This window comes from Pedobacter caeni, assembly GCF_900129215.1.
Taxonomy (GTDB): domain Bacteria; phylum Bacteroidota; class Bacteroidia; order Sphingobacteriales; family Sphingobacteriaceae; genus Pedobacter; species Pedobacter caeni.
The window spans coordinates 593,663-615,399 of sequence record NZ_FQUQ01000002.1; the positions used below are offsets into that span (position 1 = coordinate 593,663).

Annotated in this window: 15 protein-coding genes; 13 read left to right on the forward strand and 2 right to left on the reverse strand. The window is 40.9% G+C overall.

From position 1 onward, the window contains the following. Positions 1–83 precede the first annotated feature (83 nt). Both BUC20_RS09965 and BUC20_RS09970 read left to right on the forward strand, forming a co-directional pair. The gene (locus tag BUC20_RS09965; protein WP_073230487.1) at positions 84–821 is read left to right on the forward strand and encodes an SDR family oxidoreductase; all 738 of its coding nucleotides are present in this window, start codon (positions 84–86) and stop codon (positions 819–821) included. A 113-nt stretch (positions 822–934) separates the two neighbouring features. Further along, positions 935–1,897: a hypothetical protein gene (locus BUC20_RS09970; RefSeq protein ID WP_073230489.1), complete on the forward strand. Its 963-nt coding sequence runs from the start codon at positions 935–937 to the stop codon at positions 1,895–1,897. Between the two features lie 58 nt (positions 1,898–1,955). Here BUC20_RS09970 and BUC20_RS09975 read toward each other — a convergent pair whose 3' ends face one another. Both BUC20_RS09975 and BUC20_RS09980 read right to left on the reverse strand, forming a co-directional pair. After that, entirely contained in the window at positions 1,956–2,903 is a 948-nt protein-coding gene (locus BUC20_RS09975) for an alpha/beta fold hydrolase (RefSeq protein ID WP_073230490.1), read from the reverse strand. Between the two features lie 17 nt (positions 2,904–2,920). Beyond that, a complete protein-coding gene (locus tag BUC20_RS09980) occupies positions 2,921–3,913 on the reverse strand; it encodes a phosphotransferase enzyme family protein (RefSeq protein WP_073230492.1) in 993 nt (330 codons plus the stop codon). 171 nt (positions 3,914–4,084) lie between these two features. Here BUC20_RS09980 and BUC20_RS09985 point away from each other — a divergent pair, with 171 nt between their 5' ends. The 11 genes from BUC20_RS09985 (at position 4,085) to BUC20_RS10035 (ending at position 21,734) form a co-directional block, all read left to right on the forward strand. Beyond that, positions 4,085–4,621, forward strand: coding sequence for a glycosyl-4,4'-diaponeurosporenoate acyltransferase CrtO family protein (locus BUC20_RS09985; RefSeq protein ID WP_073230494.1), 537 nt, complete (start codon positions 4,085–4,087; stop codon positions 4,619–4,621). 219 nt (positions 4,622–4,840) lie between these two features. Further along, positions 4,841–5,374 carry an RNA polymerase sigma-70 factor gene (locus BUC20_RS09990; protein WP_073230495.1) on the forward strand — a complete coding sequence of 178 codons (534 nt, stop codon included), beginning with the start codon at positions 4,841–4,843 and terminating at the stop codon, positions 5,372–5,374. A 124-nt stretch (positions 5,375–5,498) separates the two neighbouring features. Then, positions 5,499–6,539 (forward strand): FecR family protein, encoded by a 1,041-nt coding sequence (locus BUC20_RS09995; protein ID WP_084528729.1) that lies wholly within the window; start codon positions 5,499–5,501, stop codon positions 6,537–6,539. Between the two features lie 258 nt (positions 6,540–6,797). Beyond that, the gene (locus BUC20_RS10000; protein ID WP_073231757.1) at positions 6,798–10,103 is read left to right on the forward strand and encodes a SusC/RagA family TonB-linked outer membrane protein; all 3,306 of its coding nucleotides are present in this window, start codon (positions 6,798–6,800) and stop codon (positions 10,101–10,103) included. 4 nt (positions 10,104–10,107) lie between these two features. After that, a complete protein-coding gene (locus tag BUC20_RS10005) occupies positions 10,108–11,589 on the forward strand; it encodes a RagB/SusD family nutrient uptake outer membrane protein (RefSeq protein WP_073230499.1) in 1,482 nt (493 codons plus the stop codon). A 115-nt stretch (positions 11,590–11,704) separates the two neighbouring features. Next, the gene (locus tag BUC20_RS10010; protein WP_073230500.1) at positions 11,705–13,339 is read left to right on the forward strand and encodes an ABC-F family ATP-binding cassette domain-containing protein; all 1,635 of its coding nucleotides are present in this window, start codon (positions 11,705–11,707) and stop codon (positions 13,337–13,339) included. A gap of 375 nt (positions 13,340–13,714) precedes the next feature. Further along, a complete protein-coding gene (locus tag BUC20_RS10015) occupies positions 13,715–14,293 on the forward strand; it encodes an RNA polymerase sigma factor (RefSeq protein WP_073230502.1) in 579 nt (192 codons plus the stop codon). Positions 14,294–14,385: 92 nt separating this feature from the next. Then, the gene (locus BUC20_RS10020) at positions 14,386–15,525 is read left to right on the forward strand and encodes a FecR family protein (protein WP_073230503.1); all 1,140 of its coding nucleotides are present in this window, start codon (positions 14,386–14,388) and stop codon (positions 15,523–15,525) included. A 359-nt stretch (positions 15,526–15,884) separates the two neighbouring features. Then, the gene (locus BUC20_RS10025; protein WP_159441085.1) at positions 15,885–19,205 is read left to right on the forward strand and encodes a SusC/RagA family TonB-linked outer membrane protein; all 3,321 of its coding nucleotides are present in this window, start codon (positions 15,885–15,887) and stop codon (positions 19,203–19,205) included. Positions 19,206–19,223: 18 nt separating this feature from the next. Then, positions 19,224–20,672, forward strand: coding sequence for a RagB/SusD family nutrient uptake outer membrane protein (locus tag BUC20_RS10030; RefSeq protein ID WP_073230507.1), 1,449 nt, complete (start codon positions 19,224–19,226; stop codon positions 20,670–20,672). A 138-nt stretch (positions 20,673–20,810) separates the two neighbouring features. Continuing rightward, positions 20,811–21,734, forward strand: a complete 924-nt coding sequence (locus tag BUC20_RS10035; protein WP_073230509.1) for an ABC transporter ATP-binding protein — start codon at positions 20,811–20,813, stop codon at positions 21,732–21,734. The last annotated feature ends 3 nt before the right edge of the window (positions 21,735–21,737 follow it).

Genomic DNA, 21,737 nt, shown 5'->3' on the forward strand with positions numbered 1-21,737 from the left:
AAATAGTCACTTTCCTAGAGGTAACGCATAGCAAAAGTATAGTATTCGGATAATAGTTTTGTTGGATTAAAATAATCAACGGCATGAAAAATAATAGAGAAAGCAGTTTGTTTGGTAAAAAAGTTGTTTTGTTGGGAGGCACGTCTGGTTTTGGTTTAGAGACCGCAATAGCAGCGGCAGATGAAGGTGCTTCAGTAGTGGTGGTTTCGAGCAGCCAGCAAAAGGTGGATAAAGCTTTGACTGCTCTACCTGAAGGCAGTAAAGGCTTTAGCACAGATCTTGGGGACGAAAAACAGGTAGAGCAGCTTTTCAAAAAGATAGGTGAACTTGACCACCTCGTGTTTACTGCAGGTGATGGATTGAAATTTAGTGAATTGTCTGAGTTGGACGTTGATGACGCAAAGCAATCTATTAACCTGCGCTTTTGGGGGGTGATAATGGCCGTAAAACACGGGGTATCAAAGATCAGAGAGGGTGGTTCCATTACCTTAACGACTGGTGCACTTGGGAGAAGGCCAAGGAAGGGGACACTTGTGATTGCGGGAATGGCCAGCGCTATTGATGGGCTTACACGTGCGCTGGCCGTTGAACTTGCACCAATACGAGTTAATGCGGTTTGCGCAGGAACCGTGAGGACCAACCTTCTGGCCGATATGCCCGAACCAGAGCGGGAAGTTTTTTTTAGCAAGGTTGGAAGCAAATTACTAACTGGCAGGGTTGGCAATACGAAAGACCTTGCCGAAGCTTACATCTACCTGATGCGAGGTAGTTTTACCACAGGTCAGATCATCGTGGTTGATGGCGGAAGCTTACTTGTGTAGTGGATATTCAGCAATGAATCATATGGTTTGTTTCGGATTCATACCCTAAGTTCAGTATATTCAATTATGGAATATCCAGGGAAAAGTCATCTGATTGAATATGAACAATCAAAATGAACAATAGAATTTACACATCCATCATTTTAGTTCTGGTGTCTTTATCAGCTTTTGGGCAGCGAAAATCGGTCAGGGAGCTTTTGGCCGTATCTGATATTGTAGCTGTAACCGAACATTTTCCAGATCCCTTCTATCCCAATGAAAAGAAAATTGCATTTTCTAACCATCAGGCAATGACAGTTGTAGATAGCGTAAAAGTTATTGCCTATCTCAAAAAGGGGAAAAAAGGTTTAGAAGGCAGAAGGACATTTATTAACAACCAAAGCAGAAATTCATTTTATGATATATTGAGAGTACCGACTATCATGATACCAGTATATGCGTCAGATGAAAAACCGCCCATACATAAAACACTACTTTTTGCCCGCACTTGGAATGATCATGTTGAAGTGTTGTTTTTTGTGGACCTGAATGAAAATATTATTCCTGAAATGAAGAAATTTATAGATTGGGATGGTGGTATTCAAAAACTGAATAACAAAAGTGAAGAGTGCAGGCTTTATATCGAAAAATATCTTTCGATGCTGGAAAGCAATGAAGTAGGTCCTTATTTTCCTTATTTTGAAAATATCTTACTTCCCCAATCAAATTTTATGCGGTATTACAAAGCAAAAGCACCTGCTGCAACCATCATGACCAAAGCACAAAAAGAAAGACTTAAAAATTTTGTTTTCGGTGACGATTATTTTGGGAACATTGAAAATACAAAATTAGTATATGAATATTATCCAGAGGAGACTCTGGAGTTTTACAAAGATAAATTTTCTAATATTTATGGCTATGGGGATGATTTTGATAAGAATGCTGACCAATACATTGTATACCTTAAGTTCATTTTAGCGAGTACCAACAAGTTAGATAAAGAGGCCGAAACCTTATTTGATATATTTGATGATAACAAAGAGGCAAATATCAAAGAGACAATTTTTGAAAGGCTAAAAGAAAAAATGGATAAATAAATGAGGTTGCTATAATGCGTATAAATCATATCACAGAGCAGGTGTGCTCATAAAAAAATCAGCGGTCTTTTCTCCTCATTATATTTTCTATTCTTTTCAGGAATTCAGTTTGCTGGTCTACGAAAGGATAGTGGGAGCAATTGTCGATGGCATAGAACTTATGCTCACCGATAATTTTCTTCAGGTCTGATACTTGTTTGCGAGAAAAAATGCCATCATCCTCTCCGTAAACAGCAAACAGTTTTACGCCTTTTTTTGATAAGCCTTTTAAAATTGGTTTTGTGTCGATATTTACACGGGATTCATTTTTGTAAAATAAAAGTGGCGCCTGGTCATTACGTATATTCGACTTTGAAAATTCGCCAAGTTCATATTCTTTATTGACCCTTCTTGATTCTTCCGTTGGCTTCGGCATTTTGAAATATCCCAATTGAGCCGCAATCTGGTAAGTTAGCTGGCGATACTCTGCCCCGCGTTTATCCAGGCTATTTATATAAGATATTTTGCGAACAGAGGCGGTATCATTTTGTGCGATTGCCTTCTGTGCTCCGGTACGAAGTATGTGGTTATAACTTTCCTGCTGAGCAAAAAGAGCGCCTACAAGGATCAGGCGTTCGACTTTTTCCGGGTATTTGTTTGTAAATAGTGTCGAAACAATCCCACCGAAACTGTGGCCTATCAGATTGACTTTTTTTAATCCATATTGCCTGATAAGTTGATTAAGATCATCAAATGCTTCATCAAAGTTGAGCCTGGCTGAAGTATCTGCCGACCGGCCTTCACCTCTTCTGTCGTATACGATCACAAAGAAACCCCTGTCGGCCAATCTTTGTGCGGTAGTACCTTCGAATAGGGTTGAATTTCCTCTGGGACCACCATGTATATAGATCAATGAGGGATTTTTGCGGTCTCCATAGGCTTTAGAATATAGGTTTTGAGCAAATAATGCATTGAAGCAAGTACATAAAACAAGGCTGAGTGTTATAAGTATTTTTTTGATGAGCATAAAATGTGGTGTATAACTTATAATAGTTCAGAAACCTTTTCTTCGAAATACTTCCTCACCAGAAGGCTGATGAATCTTTTAAGATAAGTTTCGTTCAAAAATACATTCGACCAGTTGTCGTATCGCTGACATTGTATACCGAGGTAAAAAAAATAAAGACTTACACCAAGCATAGGCAACATTCTTCTTTCTTCATCAGTAATTTTAGTCACCGACTCATAGCCCCTTAAAAAGTATGCTACTTTCATGTCGCGCTGGCTGGTATCTTTTTCGGTGCTATACAGTTGTAAAATATAGTAAGCAATATCGTAACAAAGCCATCCATTCCCACAAAAGTCAAAATCAAAGATCGTTATCAGTCCATCGTTGGTAATGTTCATATTGTCAAACCAGATATCTAAATGAACAGATCCTGACCTCAATTGAGTGACATCTGCCTTATTAATCGCATCTAATAAATATTGTTGTGCAGATACCATCCAGGCGTGCTCCTCAGAGTCAGCGGAAAGAAATTTTCCGAGCTTTAAAAATGAGTCTTCCAAGACGACTTTTGGAGTGTAAGTAACTCTTTCTAATTTCAGGTTGTGGGTAGCCTGATGCATTTTCGCCATTTTCTCACCCACTTTAAGGTGTAAGTCCGCAGAGAAATTAAGTAGTTTATCTCCTTCAGCAAAGGAGAACAATACCCCCTGTCGCATCCCTTCAGGCGCTTCTAAATATTGGATGTAGTGATCATTAACGTCCTTTACAGGAAAGGAAACAGGAACTCCGCGCTCTTTTAGGATATTAAGCAACCGGATTTCTTCATTTATCTCTAAGTCGCTTCGCCATTTTAGGCTATAAAGCCTGAAAACGAACTTACCAGTTGCCTGTTCGACCAGATAACTGTGATTAATGCCTGTTTTTAATAATGTACATGAAACATTGCCAACCAAGCCGTATTTCTTTGCGATCAACAAGCCTATATGATCGGCTGAAAGAATTGAACTGATAACGGGGAATTTTTCCATGTGGATGAAATTAGTTCGCAAAGAAACGGAAAAATTAGCCTGGGCGTAATTTTTATCAAAAAATGTTGGGTTTCTGAAAATATCCGGGAGATCCTCGGATTTTTTAGTAACTGAATCTGTTGTATATTTAGGCGTTGTACGACATTTTAAACTCCCAAACGAAAGTTATCAATGATAAAAACATTAAAATTAGTTTTAATTGCAATCCTTACTATAGGCTCAATTTGTGCCCTGGTTATTTACATTAGAATGGACGGTTTTTCTTTCGCGTGGATTCTGAATTTTATGTTGATGTTGTTTGTTGTGTTTTTTACTGAAGCACTCAAGAGCCCGCTTTCTTCTTCTTACTATAATGAAAAGGAATGGGAACAGAAAGGAAAGATTTACGAACACCTTGGGATCAGCGTTTTCAGGAAATTATTGGTTTGGATTGGTTGGGAAAAAATCATCAGAAAATCTAATCCAATAGAAAAAAACACCAAAGCTTTAGTGAATTTGTATTATACAACAAAGAAGTCTGAACTGGATCACCTCATTATCTTTTTCATAGTTCTGGGATTTAATGTTTTCGTGGCATTCAAATTTGGAGTTCTCAAATCTTTGTCATTATTCATATTGAATGTCTTACTAAACCTCTATCCGATTTTCCTTCAACGGTATAATCGTCCACGAATCGAAAGAGCGGTAAATTTAAGTAAAAGGAGATAAAGACGTTTTCAGAGCATCACCGGGCCTGTTTTTATTGGTAATTTACAATGATTTCAGTAAAGCAGTTGGCGATAAAACAAAAAACCTTCAGCTTGAGATTTTTCCAGAATTTTCACAAAAAACAGGGATAGGGAAGCAAGTAAAAAAAAAGTTTAAATAATAAATTTATTGGATTCTTATTTCTAATATTGCCCCAAATCATCATATAGATTTGGGGACATGCAACAACTGATTACTCGCATTAGAGAAGATGCCGACGAGTTTGCATTTAACGAACTATATCGAAATCATGCGCATAATTTTTTTCGGTTTGCACAGTCATTTGTGAGAGAAAGAGAGATTGCAGAAGAGATTGTAAACGACGTTCTGGTCAGGCTTTGGGTGGAGCGGAGTAAAACTGACCAAATCAGGAACATCCAGGTTTATTTATACACTTCCATAAAAAACGCCTGCTTAAACCACATACGGAGTATTTCTTCCAAGAGAAATAATGAAATGAAGGTAACAGAAGCCTATTATTTTCATTTGTCTGTAGATCCGTCCCAAATTTTGATTAGCAAAGAACTCTCCCTTACGATGCTGACTGCTGTAAATGACTTACCTCCCAGATGTAAACTCATTTTTAAAATGGTAAAGGAAGATGGTTTTTCATGTAAAGAAGTCGCATGCATTCTTGGACTTTCTGATAAAACCGTATTTGCGCAACTTTCCATTGCCCTTAAGAAATTACATACCATTCTGTATGCTAAGTAACAGCCTCATTACCAGTTGTGTTTTATTCCGATAAAGGTATAATCAATTATTTCTAAATCCTTTTAGGAATATTGATGCCTTCGCGTGTCTTAACCTGAAATACTATAAATATCATTTTTAAACTATGATAGAATCCAGGTTTATCGAGCTAATGGCTAAACATATGGGAAAGTCTGCTACTCCTGAAGAAATAAAGGAACTGGAAGAGTTTTTCATTCATTTCCCCGAATATAGAAAGATGCAGAATTTTACAGATGTATTAACAACTGAGGAAAAGCAGTCGGATACCTTGATGACAAAGGATTTAGATCAGAATCTGGATAAGATCTGGAAGGAAATAAAAAGAGAAGAAAGTATTGTGGCCCCTGTTGAAGAAGCTAAAATAAGGCCTTTGTCCTTTTTGAAGTGGGCTGCCGCTGTTTTGTTAATGGGCATATTAGCCGCGGTTTTTTTTCTTGCACAAAAACCAGATCCTTTGGATCGGCTTGCCCTTTCCGGAATGCAAAATATCTATGTGCCATTTGGGAAAATCAGGGAACTGCAATTGCCTGATGGCACGAGGGTTAAATTAAACGCAGGAAGCAGCTTTAGCTATCCGAAAGTCTTCAGTACAAAAAACAGGTTGGTAACGCTTAAAGGAGAAGGTTTTTTTGAAGTAGCAAGAGATGCAAACAGGCCCTTTCTGGTGCATACAGATAAGGTGATGATAAAAGTGTTGGGAACAGCATTTAATGTCAAAGCCTATTCAACAGATAAAAAGATCGAAGCTACATTACTCAGTGGTAAGATTCAGGTTGGATTAAATGATAAACCTGAAAAGAACATTGTGATGAAACCTAATGAGAAATTAACACTAATCAACAAAGGGGCAGCAACTGAGTATGAACTCGAAGAGCTTCCTGATCTCCATAAGGACGAAGTTGCAGAGATTGCCTGGCTGAGTAATAAGCTGGTGTTTACAAATGAGCGTTTCGATGAAGTATCAACACAGATCGAAAGAAGATTTGATGTAAAAATAGTATTTGAAAATGAGGCCTTGAAAAAGGAAAGAATCAGTGGTGTGTTTAAAGATGAATCACTTGAACAGGCACTTTCTTTTATAAAGATGACCACCTCATTTAAGTATAGAAGAGATGGGGGAGTGATTTTCCTATCCTTAAGATAGCATATAATTAACCAATAATAGAACCAAATTAAACTAGAAAAAATGCAGAAATTTTACCTCACAGATTCCTGAAGGAGCCGGTCAAATAAGGGAAGAATTGACCTCTTCCCTTCAAAAATCCAGATTTAATTCACAAGAGTAAGTGTTTTCGAAGGCCTTACTCTTATCTCTTAATTTTCAAAAACAAATGTAATGAAAAAGATTACAAAAGCTTTTGCATGGTTATTTGTGCAACCACCTTTTAAAATAATTCTGCTAATGAAAGGAACATCATTACTCATTATGTTCACCTGTCTACAGGTTTCAGCATCTGTTTACTCCCAGAAAAAGTTTTCACTTGATTTGAAACAGACAGAAGTGAGCAACATCCTGACCAGGATACAAAAAGAAAGTGATTACCGTTTTTTCTACAACTATTCCAGCATTAAAAAACTGGGAAAAGTAAGTCTTCAGGTGAAAAATGCATCTATTAACGATGTTCTGGAAGCAATTATGGGAAACAAGCTGCCCTATAAAATAACGGCGGATGGCGTCGTATTCATCTACGATCAGGGAGCGGCAAAAGCACAGGGCCCTATAAAAGGGAAGGTGGTTGATGCTAAGGGGGAAACCTTGATTGGTGTCAGTGTCAAGCTTCAGGGTACCAATGTAGGGGCAACGACCGATGGAAATGGAACGTTTGTGATTAATGCTCCTGAAACCGGAGTTTTAGAATTCAGCTATGTGGGTTATGAAAAGCAGATCGTTAAGATTGCCGGGCAAACGAACCTGACCATCACAATGGTAGAAACCAATTCTAATCTGGATGAAATTGTGGTTGTGGGTTATGGCACAGCTAAAAAAATTGATGTGACCGGATCAATTGCCAGCGTAAAGGGCAGTGACATTCAGAATTTACCGGTAAGTACAGTGGCATCCGCTCTGGAAGGAAGGGCAACAGGTGTCAATATCGTACGTAATGATGGTACGCCAGGCGCTGCACCAAGCATTCGTATCCGCGGTACAGGGACCATTAATGATGCCAATCCACTAGTCGTAATTGATGGGGTGCCTTCAAGCAATCCGGATGCCTTAAGTGACGTGAACCCGAATGATATTGCTTCGGTAGAGATTTTAAAAGATGCTTCATCCAGTGCGATTTATGGAACGAGAGCAGCAAACGGAGTAGTGCTGGTGACAACCAAAAGAGGCACTTACAGTCAGAAACTATCCACTTCAATCAATGCCTATACCGGGGTCTCCAAATCTACCAAATATATTGATTTGCTTACTGCCCCGGATCTTTATATGCTGAAAAGAGAAAGATACACCAATGATGGGGTGGCATTTGAGAAACCATGGGAAGATGCTTACTATGCCACCCAACGTACAGACTGGCAGAAAGCAATTCTTGGAAGCGGAAAAGTAAACAACATTGATGTAAACATTCAGGGGGGAAATGATGCTTCTACTTATTATTTTTCAACTTCTTTTTATGATGAAAAGGGAATTATTGACAAATCTTATTTTAATCGCTTTAGCACCCGGATCAATTCAGAGCATAAGTTCAAGTCATGGTTGAAGGTTGGACAAAACCTGCAGGTAACGTATGGAGAAAACAATGGTTTCAATAATAACGATTCTCAGGCAGGACTGCTCTTTTCTGCATTAAGGTATAACCCTGCAATTCCTACTGTAAATGAGGATGGATCTTTTGGAACGTCCAAAGCTTTTGCTAATCAGCTGGGGGATATCAATAATCCTTATGCTACGATTCAAAAAGCGGACGCTTACAACCGTAAATACCGGGCGGTGGCCAATGTTTTTGCTGAGGTGCCGATTTATAAGGATCTGAATTTCCGGGTGAATTATGGGTTCGATGGAACAATTAACCGTAGCTATTCTTTTGATATTCAGGATTTAAATCAGGCAAGACAAAATTCTAACTCCACGTTAACCCATGGAGAAGAAGAGATTTATTCTCATCTGTTAGACCTGTTACTTATTTATGATAAGCAGGTAAATAAGCACCACATCACTTTTACGGGTGGTTACTCTTTACAAAGTTTCAGAAATAGTTTTTTCTCTGCGGCGAAAACAGGTTATGATGATACTTCTAAAGAGCAAAGGACCCTGGATAATGGTAAAACCTTATTGGCAGCGAGCGGTAATTTTAAAGATCCATCTGGTCTTGAGTCAGTTTTCGCCAGGGGATTTTATGATTACGACAGTAGATTTTTAGCGACGCTGACTTTCAGGGCAGATGGATCATCTAAATTTGCCAGTTCTAATCGCTGGGGCTATTTTCCTGCTTTTTCTTTGGGCTGGAGATTATCCAATGAACAATTTATGAAAAACATTAGCTGGATCAGCAATTTAAAAATTACTGGTGGATGGGGTGAATTGGGTAACCAGAATGTCGATGCTTTTCAGTACCTGAGTAAAATAGCAGTAGGGAATGGATACGGGACCAATGGCTATACTTTTGGTGGAAGTGGAGTAAGCGGCTCAGCTGTAGTTAGAACTGCCAATCCGGACATCGCCTGGGAACGCGCAGCAATGACCAATATCAGTGTAGAAGCTGGTTTTTTACAGAATAAGTTGACTACCAGTATCACCTGGTTTGATAAAAATACCAAAAGCATGCTTGTTCCCGCACTACAAATCGGAACCGCAGGAAGGGTGATTGCTCCCGACCGTAATATTGGAACCATGAATAACCAGGGTATTGAAGTAGACCTGAATTACCAGTCGGGTAATGAATTTCAATACTCATTTGGTTTGAACGGATCTTTCATTAAAAATAAAGTGACTCAGTTGTATGGAAGCGGTGCTTTTCTTTCTTCTACAGTATATGGCCGTTCGAGTCAGGAAATATCGAGAACCTATGAAGGTCAGCCTATCGCGTCATTCTATGGATGGAAAACAGCTGGCCTGTATCAAACCCAGGCCGATATCAATAGTGATCCTTATCTGACCAACGATTCCAGAAAAGGATTGATCAAGCCAGGCGATGTTCGTTTTGTTGACTTCAATGGAGATGGTAAGATTGATGGTTTAGACAGAACGTATTTAGGGAATCCAAACCCTAAAGCTACACTGGGCTTCCAGACAAAGTTATCTTATAAAGGGATCGATTTATCCGCAAATTTAACTGGGGTATTTGGAGTTAGTTTGTATAATGCAGACCGGATGCAGGGGGTTGACCCAACGTATTCGTTTAACTTATACGCAGAAGCATTAAACAGGTGGACCGGTCCCGGAACCAGCAACTCCATGCCTAGAATGTCTCTTGACCGTTCAAATGAGAACTACCGTACCTCAGACCTGTTTATTGAAAACGGCAATTATGTGAGCCTTAAGAATCTAACCTTGGGGTATACTATACCGGCTGCTCTGATGAAAAAGGTGACTTTAAACAGTTTAAGGCTTTATGTGACCGGACAAAATTTATTTATGATCACCAATTACTCTGGTTACACACCAGAACTGGGCTATACCAATGGCAACAGACAACGAGGTGTAGATGTTGCTCAGTATCCATCCGTAAGGTCGTTCACATTTGGTTTAACCCTAAAACTCTAATCCCATGAAAACAAAATTTATCATATATACATTTTTATTTGTGGTGGTTTTTTCCGCTGCATGCAAGAAAAACCTGGATCTTCAACAAAAAGGTGTATACAACACCGATAACTATTTCAGGAATGAAACTGATGCTGTGAATATCATTTCCGGTATATATAACTTACTGGCACAGGAAGATTATATATCTCATGCTGAAACTACTTTTGATGTGGCTTCAGATGATTATTGGAGATCTGGTGACCATGCTGAAGACGAGGCAATTGAAAACTTAACCTATACTGCCTCTAATGCACAGGTAAATTTTAGCTGGACTTATAAATATGAGACCGTTAACCGCTCCTCAAACGCCATCATCAACATTCCAAGAATTACAGAAATTACCCCTGCGGTAAAAAACCGATGTATGGGAGAAGCTTATTTCTTCCGTGCTTTTGGATATTGGAGGTTAATGTTGATTTATGGGGATGTGCCCATTGTTACCGAAGCTGATTACCAGAAAAGCAATTTTAACCTGCCAAAATCGCCAATAGAAGAAGTCCGCAAGCAAATAGAAGCCGACCTTTTAAAGGCAGTAGAGCTGTTACCGGAAAATTATCCTGATTCAGAGCGTGGAAGGGTAAATAAAGGGACAGCGTTGGGATTGTTAACCAAATTGTACATGTATTGGGAGAAACTGCCACAGGCAATTGAGACTGGTGAGAAGATCATTAATAACAGTAAGTATGCTTTGGCAACCAATTATCAGGATAATTTTACCAGGGCCAATGAGAAAAGCACAGAGATACTGATGTCTGTCCAGGGGCTTCAGAATGTAGTCTCAAATGACTATACCGTTTACTATATCCCAAGGGCTTGGGGAGGTTATGGATTCAGTCAGCCTTTAAAAGGCCTTGCTGATGAATTTGAGGCAAATGATACGAGAAAAGCAGCTACCTTATTGAGTTTAGGGGATAAGATGGATATCGGAGATGGAAAAGGGGAAACGGAGTTTACTTCAGACTTATCATCAACAGGGTACAGCTTCCGTAAATACGCTGTTTTCTTTCCGTTCAAATCAGGAGAGGGTACCGGACCGGATCATAATTATGCCGTCCCTTTAATGAGATCTGCAGATATCTATCTGCTGGTGGCTGAAGCTAAAATCCGTACGCAGGGAGCGGGAGCTGGTGATGCCCTGATCAACATGGTCAGGAAAAGAGCTTCTCTGCTATTGCCCCCTGTTGCAGGTGCAGGAATGCCACAACTGATTCACGAAAGACGGGTAGAGCTGGCAGGTGAAGGAGAGCGGCACCAGGATCTGATGCGCTGGGACAAAAAGAATATAGTGGATATCGCGGCAATATACAACCTTCCAAAATCGAAATCCCCGGTAGACCAGGCTAAAACAGTAACTTTTGTCAGGCCAAAACATTATTACTATCCTATTCCACAAGTGGAGATTGATAAGAGTAATGGGGTGCTTAAGCAAAATCCAAACTTCTAGTAAGATATTTTATTTAACGGGGGGCACTGCTATTTTTCAGTGCCCCTTATTTGTTTGTCAGATATTCTGAGCATTCTTTTTATGTATCTTTGCCGCAATTCAATATTCTCATACTGTGATTAATGTAAATAACATCTCCGTTTCATTTGGCGGAACCACGCTGTTTAGCGACGTAACTTTTTCGATAAACGAGAACGATAAGATTGCCCTGATGGGTAAGAATGGTGCTGGTAAGTCGACCATTTTAAAGATCATTGCCGATGCGGCTAAACCTACTTCTGGTAATGTAACCGGTCCAAAGGACGCAGTAATAGCGTATTTGCCACAGCATTTCCTCACTCAGGATAAAGTTACTGTTTTTGAAGAAACGATGAAAGCTTTCGAAGAGGTAAATCAGATGCAAAAGGAGCTTGATGAGCTGAATGAGCAGCTTACTGTTCGTACCGATTACGATAGTGATGACTACATGAAGCTGATTGAACGCGTGTCGGAACTGAGTGAGAAATTTTACTCCATCGAAGAGATCAATTATGATGCAGAAGTAGAAAAGGTGCTAAAAGGTTTAGGTTTCGAGCGTAAGGACTTTACCCGCCAAACTTCTGAGTTTTCAGGCGGATGGCGCATGCGTATTGAGCTGGCCAAAATTCTGTTAAAGAAACCAGATCTGATTTTACTGGATGAGCCTACCAACCACATGGATATCGAGAGTATTCAATGGTTGGAAGATTTCCTGATCAACTCCGCAAAAGCGGTCATGGTGATCTCTCACGACCGTGCCTTTGTAGATAACATTACCAATCGTACCATTGAGGTTACCATGGGTAGAATATACGATTACAAAGCTAAATATACCCATTATCTGCAGTTGCGTGCTGACCGTCGTGTGCACCAGTTGAAAGCTTACGAAGAACAACAACGTTTTATTGCGGATAACCAGGAATTTATAGACCGGTTTAGGGGAACCTACTCCAAAACCCTGCAGGTGCAATCGCGTGTAAAAATGCTTGAAAAGCTGGAGGTGATTGAGATTGATGAAGTAGATACTTCTGCATTACGGTTGAAATTCCCACCATCGCCACGTTCTGGTCAATATCCGGTAATTGTAGAAGAGCTGACTAAAACTTATGGTGATCATGTCGTGTTTCAAAAAGCATCTATGGTGATCAAGCAGGGTGAAAAGGTTGCTTTTGTGGGTAAAAATGGTGAGGGTAAGTCGACCATGATCAAAGCGATCATGAACGAGATCGATTTTGAAGGAACTTTAAAAGTAGGGCACAATGCTAAGATCGGATACTTTGCCCAAAATCAGGCCGCATTACTCGACGAGAATTTAACCGTATTCGAAACCATTAACCAGATCCCGATCAGTGATGGTAGTATAAAAATAAAAGACCTTTTAGGCGCCTTTATGTTTAGTGGAGATGATACCACGAAAAAAGTTAAGGTACTTTCCGGAGGGGAGAAAACCCGTTTGGCCATGATCAAGTTATTGTTAGAACCTGTGAATGTGTTGATACTGGATGAGCCAACCAATCATTTGGACATGAAGACCAAAGATATTATCAAGGATGCCCTTAAGGATTTTGATGGCACTTTGATCCTGGTATCCCATGATCGGGATTTCCTGGATGGGCTGGCAGAAAAAGTATTCGAGTTTGGTAATAAGCGCGTCCGTGAACACTTTGAGGATATCAAAGGATTCCTTGCCTACAAGAAAATGGATAGCCTAAAAGAAATCGAGCAAAACTAAAAAGAGGACTGGATACACTGGAAAGCCTTAGATTTTTCTAAGGCTTTTTGCTTTTTAGTTCTTGATATTAATGAGGCTAACAAGTACTTTTACCATCATCTCTTTTTCATCTGATTTACTTTCTGCCATCATTAAAGTTAGCGCAACTAAGCCGATATTACTGTCTGGTTAAATTAGACTTAAAGTGTTTCAGCCTTACCTGTGCTTTGGGAAGATCTCTATTTATGAAAGGGGGGAGCTCTTTTTTTACCCGTCGAGAATACTCAGAGAAATAAAATTTTACTACATCAGGCAGATAAAATCCGGCTATACCAAATTAATTACATATTATTGAAATGAAATTTTAACCCAAACTATTCCCGGATTCAATTGTCAATGGAAAACTATGCTAAGCGCTCTGACTTAGAATTGTTGCAGATGCTCCAGCGTGGTGACCGTTTAGCTTATACAGAAATATTTGAAAGGTATAAATTCATTCTTCATCATCATGCCATAAAAAAGCTGCCAAACAGAGAGGAAGTAAAAGATATTGTACAGGAAGTATTCACTATGCTTTGGACAAGAAGAGAAGGCATGAACATTCATACCAATCTTTCAGGGTATCTATATACTTCATTGAAGCATAGCATCCTTGATCATTTTTCAAAACAGCAGGTTCGGGCCAGATATGTGGATTCGATGAAAGATTTTGCGAGTCATGGAGAGATTCTTCCTGATTACCGCATCAGGGAAAAACAATTATCTGCAGCTATAGAAGCAGAAATCAGCATGTTGCCTGAGAAAATGAGGATTGTTTTTGAGCTGAGCAGAAAAACTTACCTCAGTCATAGCGAGATTGCAGCGCAATTGGGTATCTCAGAAAAGACAGTCAACAGGCAGATTTCTAATGCTTTAAAGATACTAAGGTCCAGACTTGGACTCTTCGCTTACCTGGCCTTTCTGATCAGGTATTAAAAAAAATAAAAAAATATTGATTTCGTCTGCATGTTCAGCCCGACTTAGCCGTCTTGGTATATAATTAGGGGAAAAAACAATCTGAGATCAATATGCGTACAGCAGACTATGAAAAATTATTAGATCAATATAAAGCCGGTAATTGTACCCAAGAAGAGATCGCATTTATAGAAAGCTGGTACCTTGCTTATCAGGAGGGTACACTATACGAAGATTTGTCTTTAGCTGACAGAGAAACTGATCTGGCTGAGGTACGGGAAGCACTTGGCCTTGAATATCCAAAACCGGAGGTTCGCCTGTGGCCGCGACTGGTTGCCACTGCTGCTGCGATTTTAATCGTATTTGGAGCGGGACTCTATTTTTACATGGATAAAAACAATCCCACTGTCCCTGTCTATGCCAATGACATCCCATCAAAAGGAAAAAATACGGCTACGCTGACCCTTGCAAATGGTGAAAAGATTGAATTGTCTGAAGTCAGAATTGGTAAACTGGCAGATCAGGCAGGCATTCAGATTTCAAAAACAAAAGACGGACAATTAATTTATGAAATCGGGAATAAGCCGGATGCTATGGCGAATAAGTGGAATACACTTTCGACAGCCAAAGGCGAAACTTATATGGTACAGCTCCCTGATGGGACGAAGGTCTGGCTCAATAACGCATCGGCATTAAAATACCCGGCTACTTTTACTAATGTAAAAAAACGAAGTGTGGAATTGAGTGGTGAAGCCTATTTTGAGGTTGCTAAAGATCAGCTTCATCCCTTTGTCGTGAAAACAGCAGAGCAGGAGGTAGAGGTACTGGGAACGCACTTTAACATCAATAGTTATACCGACGAAAACAGCACCAGAACTACCCTTCTGGAAGGAGCAGTAAAAGTAAGCTTGGTTAATGGGGTCCTGTCAAGGGTGATTAAGCCGGGTGAGGAAGTACTGAACATACAGCAGCAGCTGAAGGTAAAGCCGGCAAACATTAAAGATGCGGTAGCCTGGAAAACGGGCTATTTCAGGTTCAATAACGAAAATCTGGAAAGCATCATGCGCCAGGTTTCCAGGTGGTACGACGTAGACGTTGTATACGAAGGTAACCGAAATGAATTGGCTTCCCTTACTTTCTGGGGTATTGTTTCCAAAGAGAAGAATGTTTCTGAAGTTTTAAAGATGATCGAACGGGCGGAGAAAGTGAAGTTCAGAATTAGCGGTAGGACCATAACCGTTATACCAAATTAAAACCAATCCTATTTATATATCAACCAACAACCAAACCTAGACACATGAAAAGAAGAAATCACAGAGACCCTTAGCAGAATGCTTTCAGATAAATCAGAAAACAGGAACGTTCGCACCGTTCCTGTTTAATCCTGATTGGCATAAAACAACGAATTAACATTATTTTATTATTGCCGGATTGCCTGTTGCCTCTGAAAGCAGGGCATTTCCGGTGCAGACCAACATTTCAAATGTATAAAAATTTTACAAAATATTTTTGTATGTCTCCGGGCTACAGGGGTAAATCCCTTCAGTCAATAGGGCCAGATCACTACGCGGCTGCTGGCCATAGGCTGTGGGGAATAAATATAATTCTTGTGATGAAATTAATTACGGCATTATTGATTCTGGGCCTCGCTCAGGTAAGTGCGGCTACTTTTGCACAGAAAATAACCATTAACAAAACAAACGCGAGTATTGAAACTGTCCTTGAGGAAATAGGAAGACAAAGCGGATATGATGTTTTTGTTGGGGTGAAGACCCTGAAAAGCGCTAAGCCAGTAAACATCAATGTGAAAAATGCAGCGATAGATGATGTGTTAAAGATTTGCCTGGAAGGACAACAACTGGATTTTTCTATTGAAAATAAGATCATCGTGATTAAACAAAAGCAACTTTCTATTCTGGAGAAGGTGGTTGCCGTGTTTTCCGGTAAAGAGATATTTGGAATTGTGCTGGACAATGAAAACAACCTGTTGTCGGGCGCGACAGTAACCATTAAAGGCTACAACCGTAGTACCACGACCAATGCGATGGGGCAGTTCAAATTAAAGGATGTTCCGGAAGATGCCATTTTGCAGATCTCTTATATGGGATATGTGACTAAAGAAATTAAGGCAGCCGACAACCTTTTGGGGGTAAAACTGGAACTAAGTACTTCTAAACTGGATGAGGTCCAGGTCATGGCCTATGGAAAAACCAACAGGCGCTTGTCTACAGGGAATATCGTAACCATTAGTGCTAAGGAACTGGAAAAGCAACCGGTAAACAATCCGTTGCTGGCACTTTCTGGCAAGGTTCCGGGGATGATCGTCACACAAACCAATGGTTATGCAGCCAGTCCTGTTAAGGTAGAGATCAGGGGCAGAAAAGCCATCAGTCCTAATTTTGTATCTGATCCACTATACATCATCGATGGCGTTCCGCTCAGCAATATGGAATTAAGTGTGGGGTCTAATTACAACAATGGTTCCGCAGGTGTGATCCAGAATGGATTTTCCGCAACAGGTGGTCAGAGTCCGTTGTTTAACTTAAGGACCAGCAATATCGAAAGTATTGAAGTCCTGAAAGATGGTGATGCTACCGCGATCTATGGATCAAGAGGAGCAAATGGGGTAATCCTCATCACCACAAAAAAAGGAAAGCCCGGCGCAAGTACTTTTTCAGTGAACGCTTCACAAGGGCTTAGTTATGTGAAGCAACGTTATAGCATGCTCAACACGGAGCAATACTTACAGCTCAGGAGAGAGGCCTTTGCAAATGACAACATCACCCCAACAATAGCCAATGCGCCAGATTTAATGTTGTACGATCAAACACGCTATACAGACTGGCAAAAAAAGCTTTGGGGCAATGTGGGTAAAAAGACAGATGCTTCTATGAGCTTATCAGGTGGAGATCAGCAAACACAGTTTCTGGTCTCGGGCGACTATGGCAGGTCAGAGGAGATTCTTTCTAATGGCGGAAACAACCAAAACGCGGCTTTGTCACTCAGCTTAAATCACAGCGCCCTGGAACAGAAATTTAAAATAAATGCAAATGTTCTTTACACTTATTCTGCCGTTAAGACCCTGACCACACCCAATGCTGTTACTGTAGCACCCAATGCACCGGATATTTATGCTACAGATGGCAATCTGAATTACAATGCCTGGGGTAGAAGTCCGGATGGCATTGCTTATTTTCCTTTTGGTGGTTTGGAATCCAGCTATTTCTCCAACACCCATCTGGTTAAAACGGGTATGAACCTGAGGTATCAGATGGCCAACAACCTGAGCTTATCTACCAACCTTGGCTATACGTTTACTTTTAATGCCAATCGCTTTTACAACCCGATTTCCGGTATGGATCCGCTCAGCAATCCAACTGCCAACGCATTTTCAGGAGGTACCAATAATTCCAACTGGATTATCGAACCTCAGCTAAATTACAACGTTAATTTGTTTGGCGGTGAGTTCAGTGTATTGTTGGGCAGTAGCTTGCAAAAGGATGGCACAAAGGCTTCAGGAGTTTATGGCCTTAATTATGCGACCGACGACTTTCTGGAATCCATCGCACTTGCACCTTTTAAACTGAATTATGAAAACATTGGCCATTATAAATATGCGGCGGTATTTGGCAGGTTAAGTTATAACCTGAAGGATAAGTACATCATCAATATCAATGGAAGAAGAGATGGATCATCGCGCTTTGGCCCCGGAAAACAGTTTGGTAATTTCGGCTCCCTTGGGGCGGCATGGGTCTTATCTAAAGAGAACTGGATTAAAGACCATCTTCCTTCCATGATCAGTTTTCTTAAATTAAGAGGAAGCTACGGATTAACCGGTAGCGATGCAGTTGGCGATTACAAATACCTCACCCAATGGGCAAATAATCAAGCAGGATCCTTACCGCTACCCAATTATAATGGCGTTACACCGCTGGTTAGCTTATTGGCCGTAAATCCGGATTACAGATGGCAGGTGGCAAAGAAACTGGAAGTTGCCGTAAATCTGGGCTTTTGGGACGACCGGGTTAACCTGCAGATCTCCCGCTATCGCGAACGAATTGGCAATCAGCTTACGGAGTACCCAACACCACTCTACAGTGGCTTCAAAAGCGTTGTTGCCAACTGGCCGGCTTTGCTTGAAAATAAAGGATGGGAATTTGCACTTGACATCGAAGCCATCAGAACGGATAAAATAAAATGGAGCTGGAGCTTTAACGGCGGCCGGAATACCAATATACTGGCCAGTTATCCGGGAATAGAACTTACCCCATATGCCAGTCTTTTTAAAGTAGGCCAGTCGCTCAATTCCATATATGTTTTACATTATACGGGAATAGACCCACAAACAGGGAAATACACCTTCGAAGACTACAATAAAGACGGTGGTATTTTCTTCGACAACACAGGGATGCCAGGTACCGGAACAGATGATCGTTATGTGAACATTGATACCACGCCCAAGTTTGCCGGTGGTTTTGGAACTTCTTTTACTTATGACAAGTTCAGCATTAGTGCCCTTTTTGAATACAGACAACAAATCGGTATTAATCCGGATTACAGTGTTGGAAGTTTGCTGGGCAGCATGAACAACCAGCCCGCTGACATCTTTGGCAACTATTGGAAGAAACCCGGCGACCATGCTTTATATGCCAGGCCAACAACGATTTCTGGAGATCCAAGTACCAACAGATTTTTTGCTTCAGACGGCCAATACCGGGATGCTTCTTTTCTAAGGATGAACAACATCTCCTTTGGGTATCAGTTCAATGAAAAATTATCTAAAAAGATGGGTGCAAAATCATTAAACGTATATGCCAATGCACAAAACATCTTTGTGCTAAGCAAGGGAAAAGGCCTGGATCCAACCATACAAAATTTTGGGGCACTTCCACCGGCAAAAGCCGTAGTATTTGGTGTTCAAGCAGAGTTTTAATTTGATAATGATATAAAGATGAAGAGAAATCTAAAATTATATAGTATAATGCTGATTACAGTAGCGCTGGCTTCCTGTAAAGACCTGGTCAGCATCCCGGAACCGATAGGTTCGGTGACTACAAAAAAAGTATTTGCTACCGATGCACAGGCAAATTCTGCAATGGCTGGTATTTATACCCGCATGATCAACAACGCCTTGGATGGGAATACCGGAACGCAAGGCTTTGCAACGGGGATGTCTACTATTTTTGGAGGTATGTCTGCCAATGAACTGGTCACTGCCTCTACAGGAAGTGCTGATTATTTGTTTAATACCAATCGGTTGCTGGCGGATAATGGCTCATCAACAAAGATTTGGGTCACGGCTTACGATGCAGTTTATGGCGCCAATGCGGTGATAGAAGGAATTGAAGCGTCAGTTTCCGAAAAGCTGCACGACGATGTCAGGAAAAGACTAACGGGCGAAGCAAAATTTATCCGCGCATTTTCCTATTTCTACCTCGTCAATTTTTTTGGAGAGGTTCCGATGGCCCTTACCATCGATTTCAATAAGACGGTGAACATGAAAAAGACCCCTAAGGCTGAGGTTTATGCGCAGATGATCAAAGACCTTCAGGAGGCGAAAAATCTATTGCCGGATAATTTTTCAGGTGCTGCAGGCGAAAGAATTTTACCTACCAAATGGGCTGCCACGGCTTTACTAGCCAGGATTTATTTATACGCGGGGGATTACTCGAATGCTGCAGCTCAGGCAAGCGATGTGATCAGTCAATCTGCATTATTCCAACTGCCTGCAGACTTAAATGAGGTATTTTTGAAAAATAGCCAGGAGGCGATCTGGCAATTACAACAAGGTGACCTTCCTGCTAATGGAAAAGCTACACCTGAGGGGTATACACTGGTGGCTAACAAAGCAACGATCCCAAACAACCGCCCTTTTTTCCATATGTCAGATGAATTGAAAAATGATTTTGAAATGAACGACCAGCGTAAAACAGCCTGGACCTGGAATGAAACAGCTGCTGGTAAAGAAGTTTATTATCCCTACAAATACAAAGTTGGCACTTATAACGCCCGGGAAGGGGTAATGACGGAGTACTATATGGTGATGAGGCTGGCCGAACAATACCTGATCCGGGCAGAGGCGCGGGCACTTGCAAACCAATCGCTGAATCTGGCCATCGCCGACCTGAATGTGATCCGTCGTCGTGCGGGGCTGGACGACCTGCCGGCAACGCTTTCCAAACCAGAGGTCATTCTGGCCATCGAACATGAAAAGGAAATAGAACTTTTTGCAGAATGGGGACACCGGTTTTTTGACCTGAAGAGAACGGGAAGGGCACATGATGTCCTCTCTGCAGTCCCAATTAAGCAGCCCTGGAATGGAGATAACCAGTTTCTTTACCCAATCCCGAGAACAGAAATTATTGCGAACCAAAATCTGATTCAAAATCCGGGTTATTAATTCTTAAAAAAATACGACCGTCATCCCCATGAAATGTGGTGATGAGCACCTGCAATAAAATTGCGGAACAGGAATCCCTTTGCCTGGAGATGACGGTTAAACCGACTTATAAAAACTTATCAAATTCAATAAAAAACTATGGAACCAATCGTTCGTATCTCTGGACTTTCACACCGCTATAGTACCAGCTGGGCTATACGCGACATCAATATAGAAATTCCAAAAAGTGGGATTGTAGGTCTTCTCGGCTCCAATGGAGCAGGTAAATCTACCACCATGAACATCCTTTGCGGTGTGCTGACACCCACTACGGGAAAGGTGATCATCAATGGCATAGACCTGAGCAAAGTACCCGAACTGGCCAAACAGGAAATTGGCTTTTTGCCGCAAACACCCCCCTTGTATATGGACCTGACCGTAGATGAATACCTGAGGCATGCGGCGATTTTACGTTCGATAGAAAAGACACAACTAAAATCAGCACTGGATGAAGTTAAGGAACGCTGTGGCCTTACCCACATCAGCAAAAGACTGATCAGGAATTTATCAGGTGGTTATAAACAAAGGGTAGGGATTGCACAGGCAATTGTCCACCATCCAAAGTTGGTGGTCTTTGATGAGCCGACAAATGGTCTGGATCCCAACCAGATCCTTGAAGTTCGTGCACTGATCAAAGACATTGCCACAGAACGGGCGGTCATTCTCTCTACCCATATCCTGACGGAAGTACAATACCTCTGCAAAGACATCGTCATGATTGAAAGTGGACGGATTGTATTTGCCGATACGATGGAAGCTTTTGACAATTACATCGCTCCACACAGCATGTTGGTGATCCTGGAAAATGCGCCTCCGGCAGAAGCACTGATGGCCATAGAGGGTATTGTGAGAATAGAATCCCTCACTGAAAAGCAATTGCGGATCTATTTTAACGGCGACCGTAGCATTGCTGAATCTGTGGTGCTTGAAAGTGCAAAGCAGGGATGGCGACTGCGTGAGCTCAGCATGGAGAAAAACTCCCTGGATGAAACTTTTGCCCAATTGTCAAAAATATCTAACTAGCGT

Coding starts and splice junctions, on each gene's coding strand:
- BUC20_RS09965 (WP_073230487.1), top strand. CDS start 84: ATGAAAAATAATAGAGAAAGCAGTTTGTTTGGTAAAAAAGTTGTTTTG.
- BUC20_RS09970 (WP_073230489.1), top strand. CDS start 935: ATGAACAATAGAATTTACACATCCATCATTTTAGTTCTGGTGTCTTTA.
- BUC20_RS09975 (WP_073230490.1), bottom strand. CDS start 2,903: ATGCTCATCAAAAAAATACTTATAACACTCAGCCTTGTTTTATGTACT.
- BUC20_RS09980 (WP_073230492.1), bottom strand. CDS start 3,913: ATGGAAAAATTCCCCGTTATCAGTTCAATTCTTTCAGCCGATCATATA.
- BUC20_RS09985 (WP_073230494.1), top strand. CDS start 4,085: ATGATAAAAACATTAAAATTAGTTTTAATTGCAATCCTTACTATAGGC.
- BUC20_RS09990 (WP_073230495.1), top strand. CDS start 4,841: ATGCAACAACTGATTACTCGCATTAGAGAAGATGCCGACGAGTTTGCA.
- BUC20_RS09995 (WP_084528729.1), top strand. CDS start 5,499: ATGATAGAATCCAGGTTTATCGAGCTAATGGCTAAACATATGGGAAAG.
- BUC20_RS10000 (WP_073231757.1), top strand. CDS start 6,798: ATGAAAGGAACATCATTACTCATTATGTTCACCTGTCTACAGGTTTCA.
- BUC20_RS10005 (WP_073230499.1), top strand. CDS start 10,108: ATGAAAACAAAATTTATCATATATACATTTTTATTTGTGGTGGTTTTT.
- BUC20_RS10015 (WP_073230502.1), top strand. CDS start 13,715: ATGGAAAACTATGCTAAGCGCTCTGACTTAGAATTGTTGCAGATGCTC.
- BUC20_RS10020 (WP_073230503.1), top strand. CDS start 14,386: ATGCGTACAGCAGACTATGAAAAATTATTAGATCAATATAAAGCCGGT.
- BUC20_RS10025 (WP_159441085.1), top strand. CDS start 15,885: ATGAAATTAATTACGGCATTATTGATTCTGGGCCTCGCTCAGGTAAGT.
- BUC20_RS10030 (WP_073230507.1), top strand. CDS start 19,224: ATGAAGAGAAATCTAAAATTATATAGTATAATGCTGATTACAGTAGCG.
- BUC20_RS10035 (WP_073230509.1), top strand. CDS start 20,811: ATGGAACCAATCGTTCGTATCTCTGGACTTTCACACCGCTATAGTACC.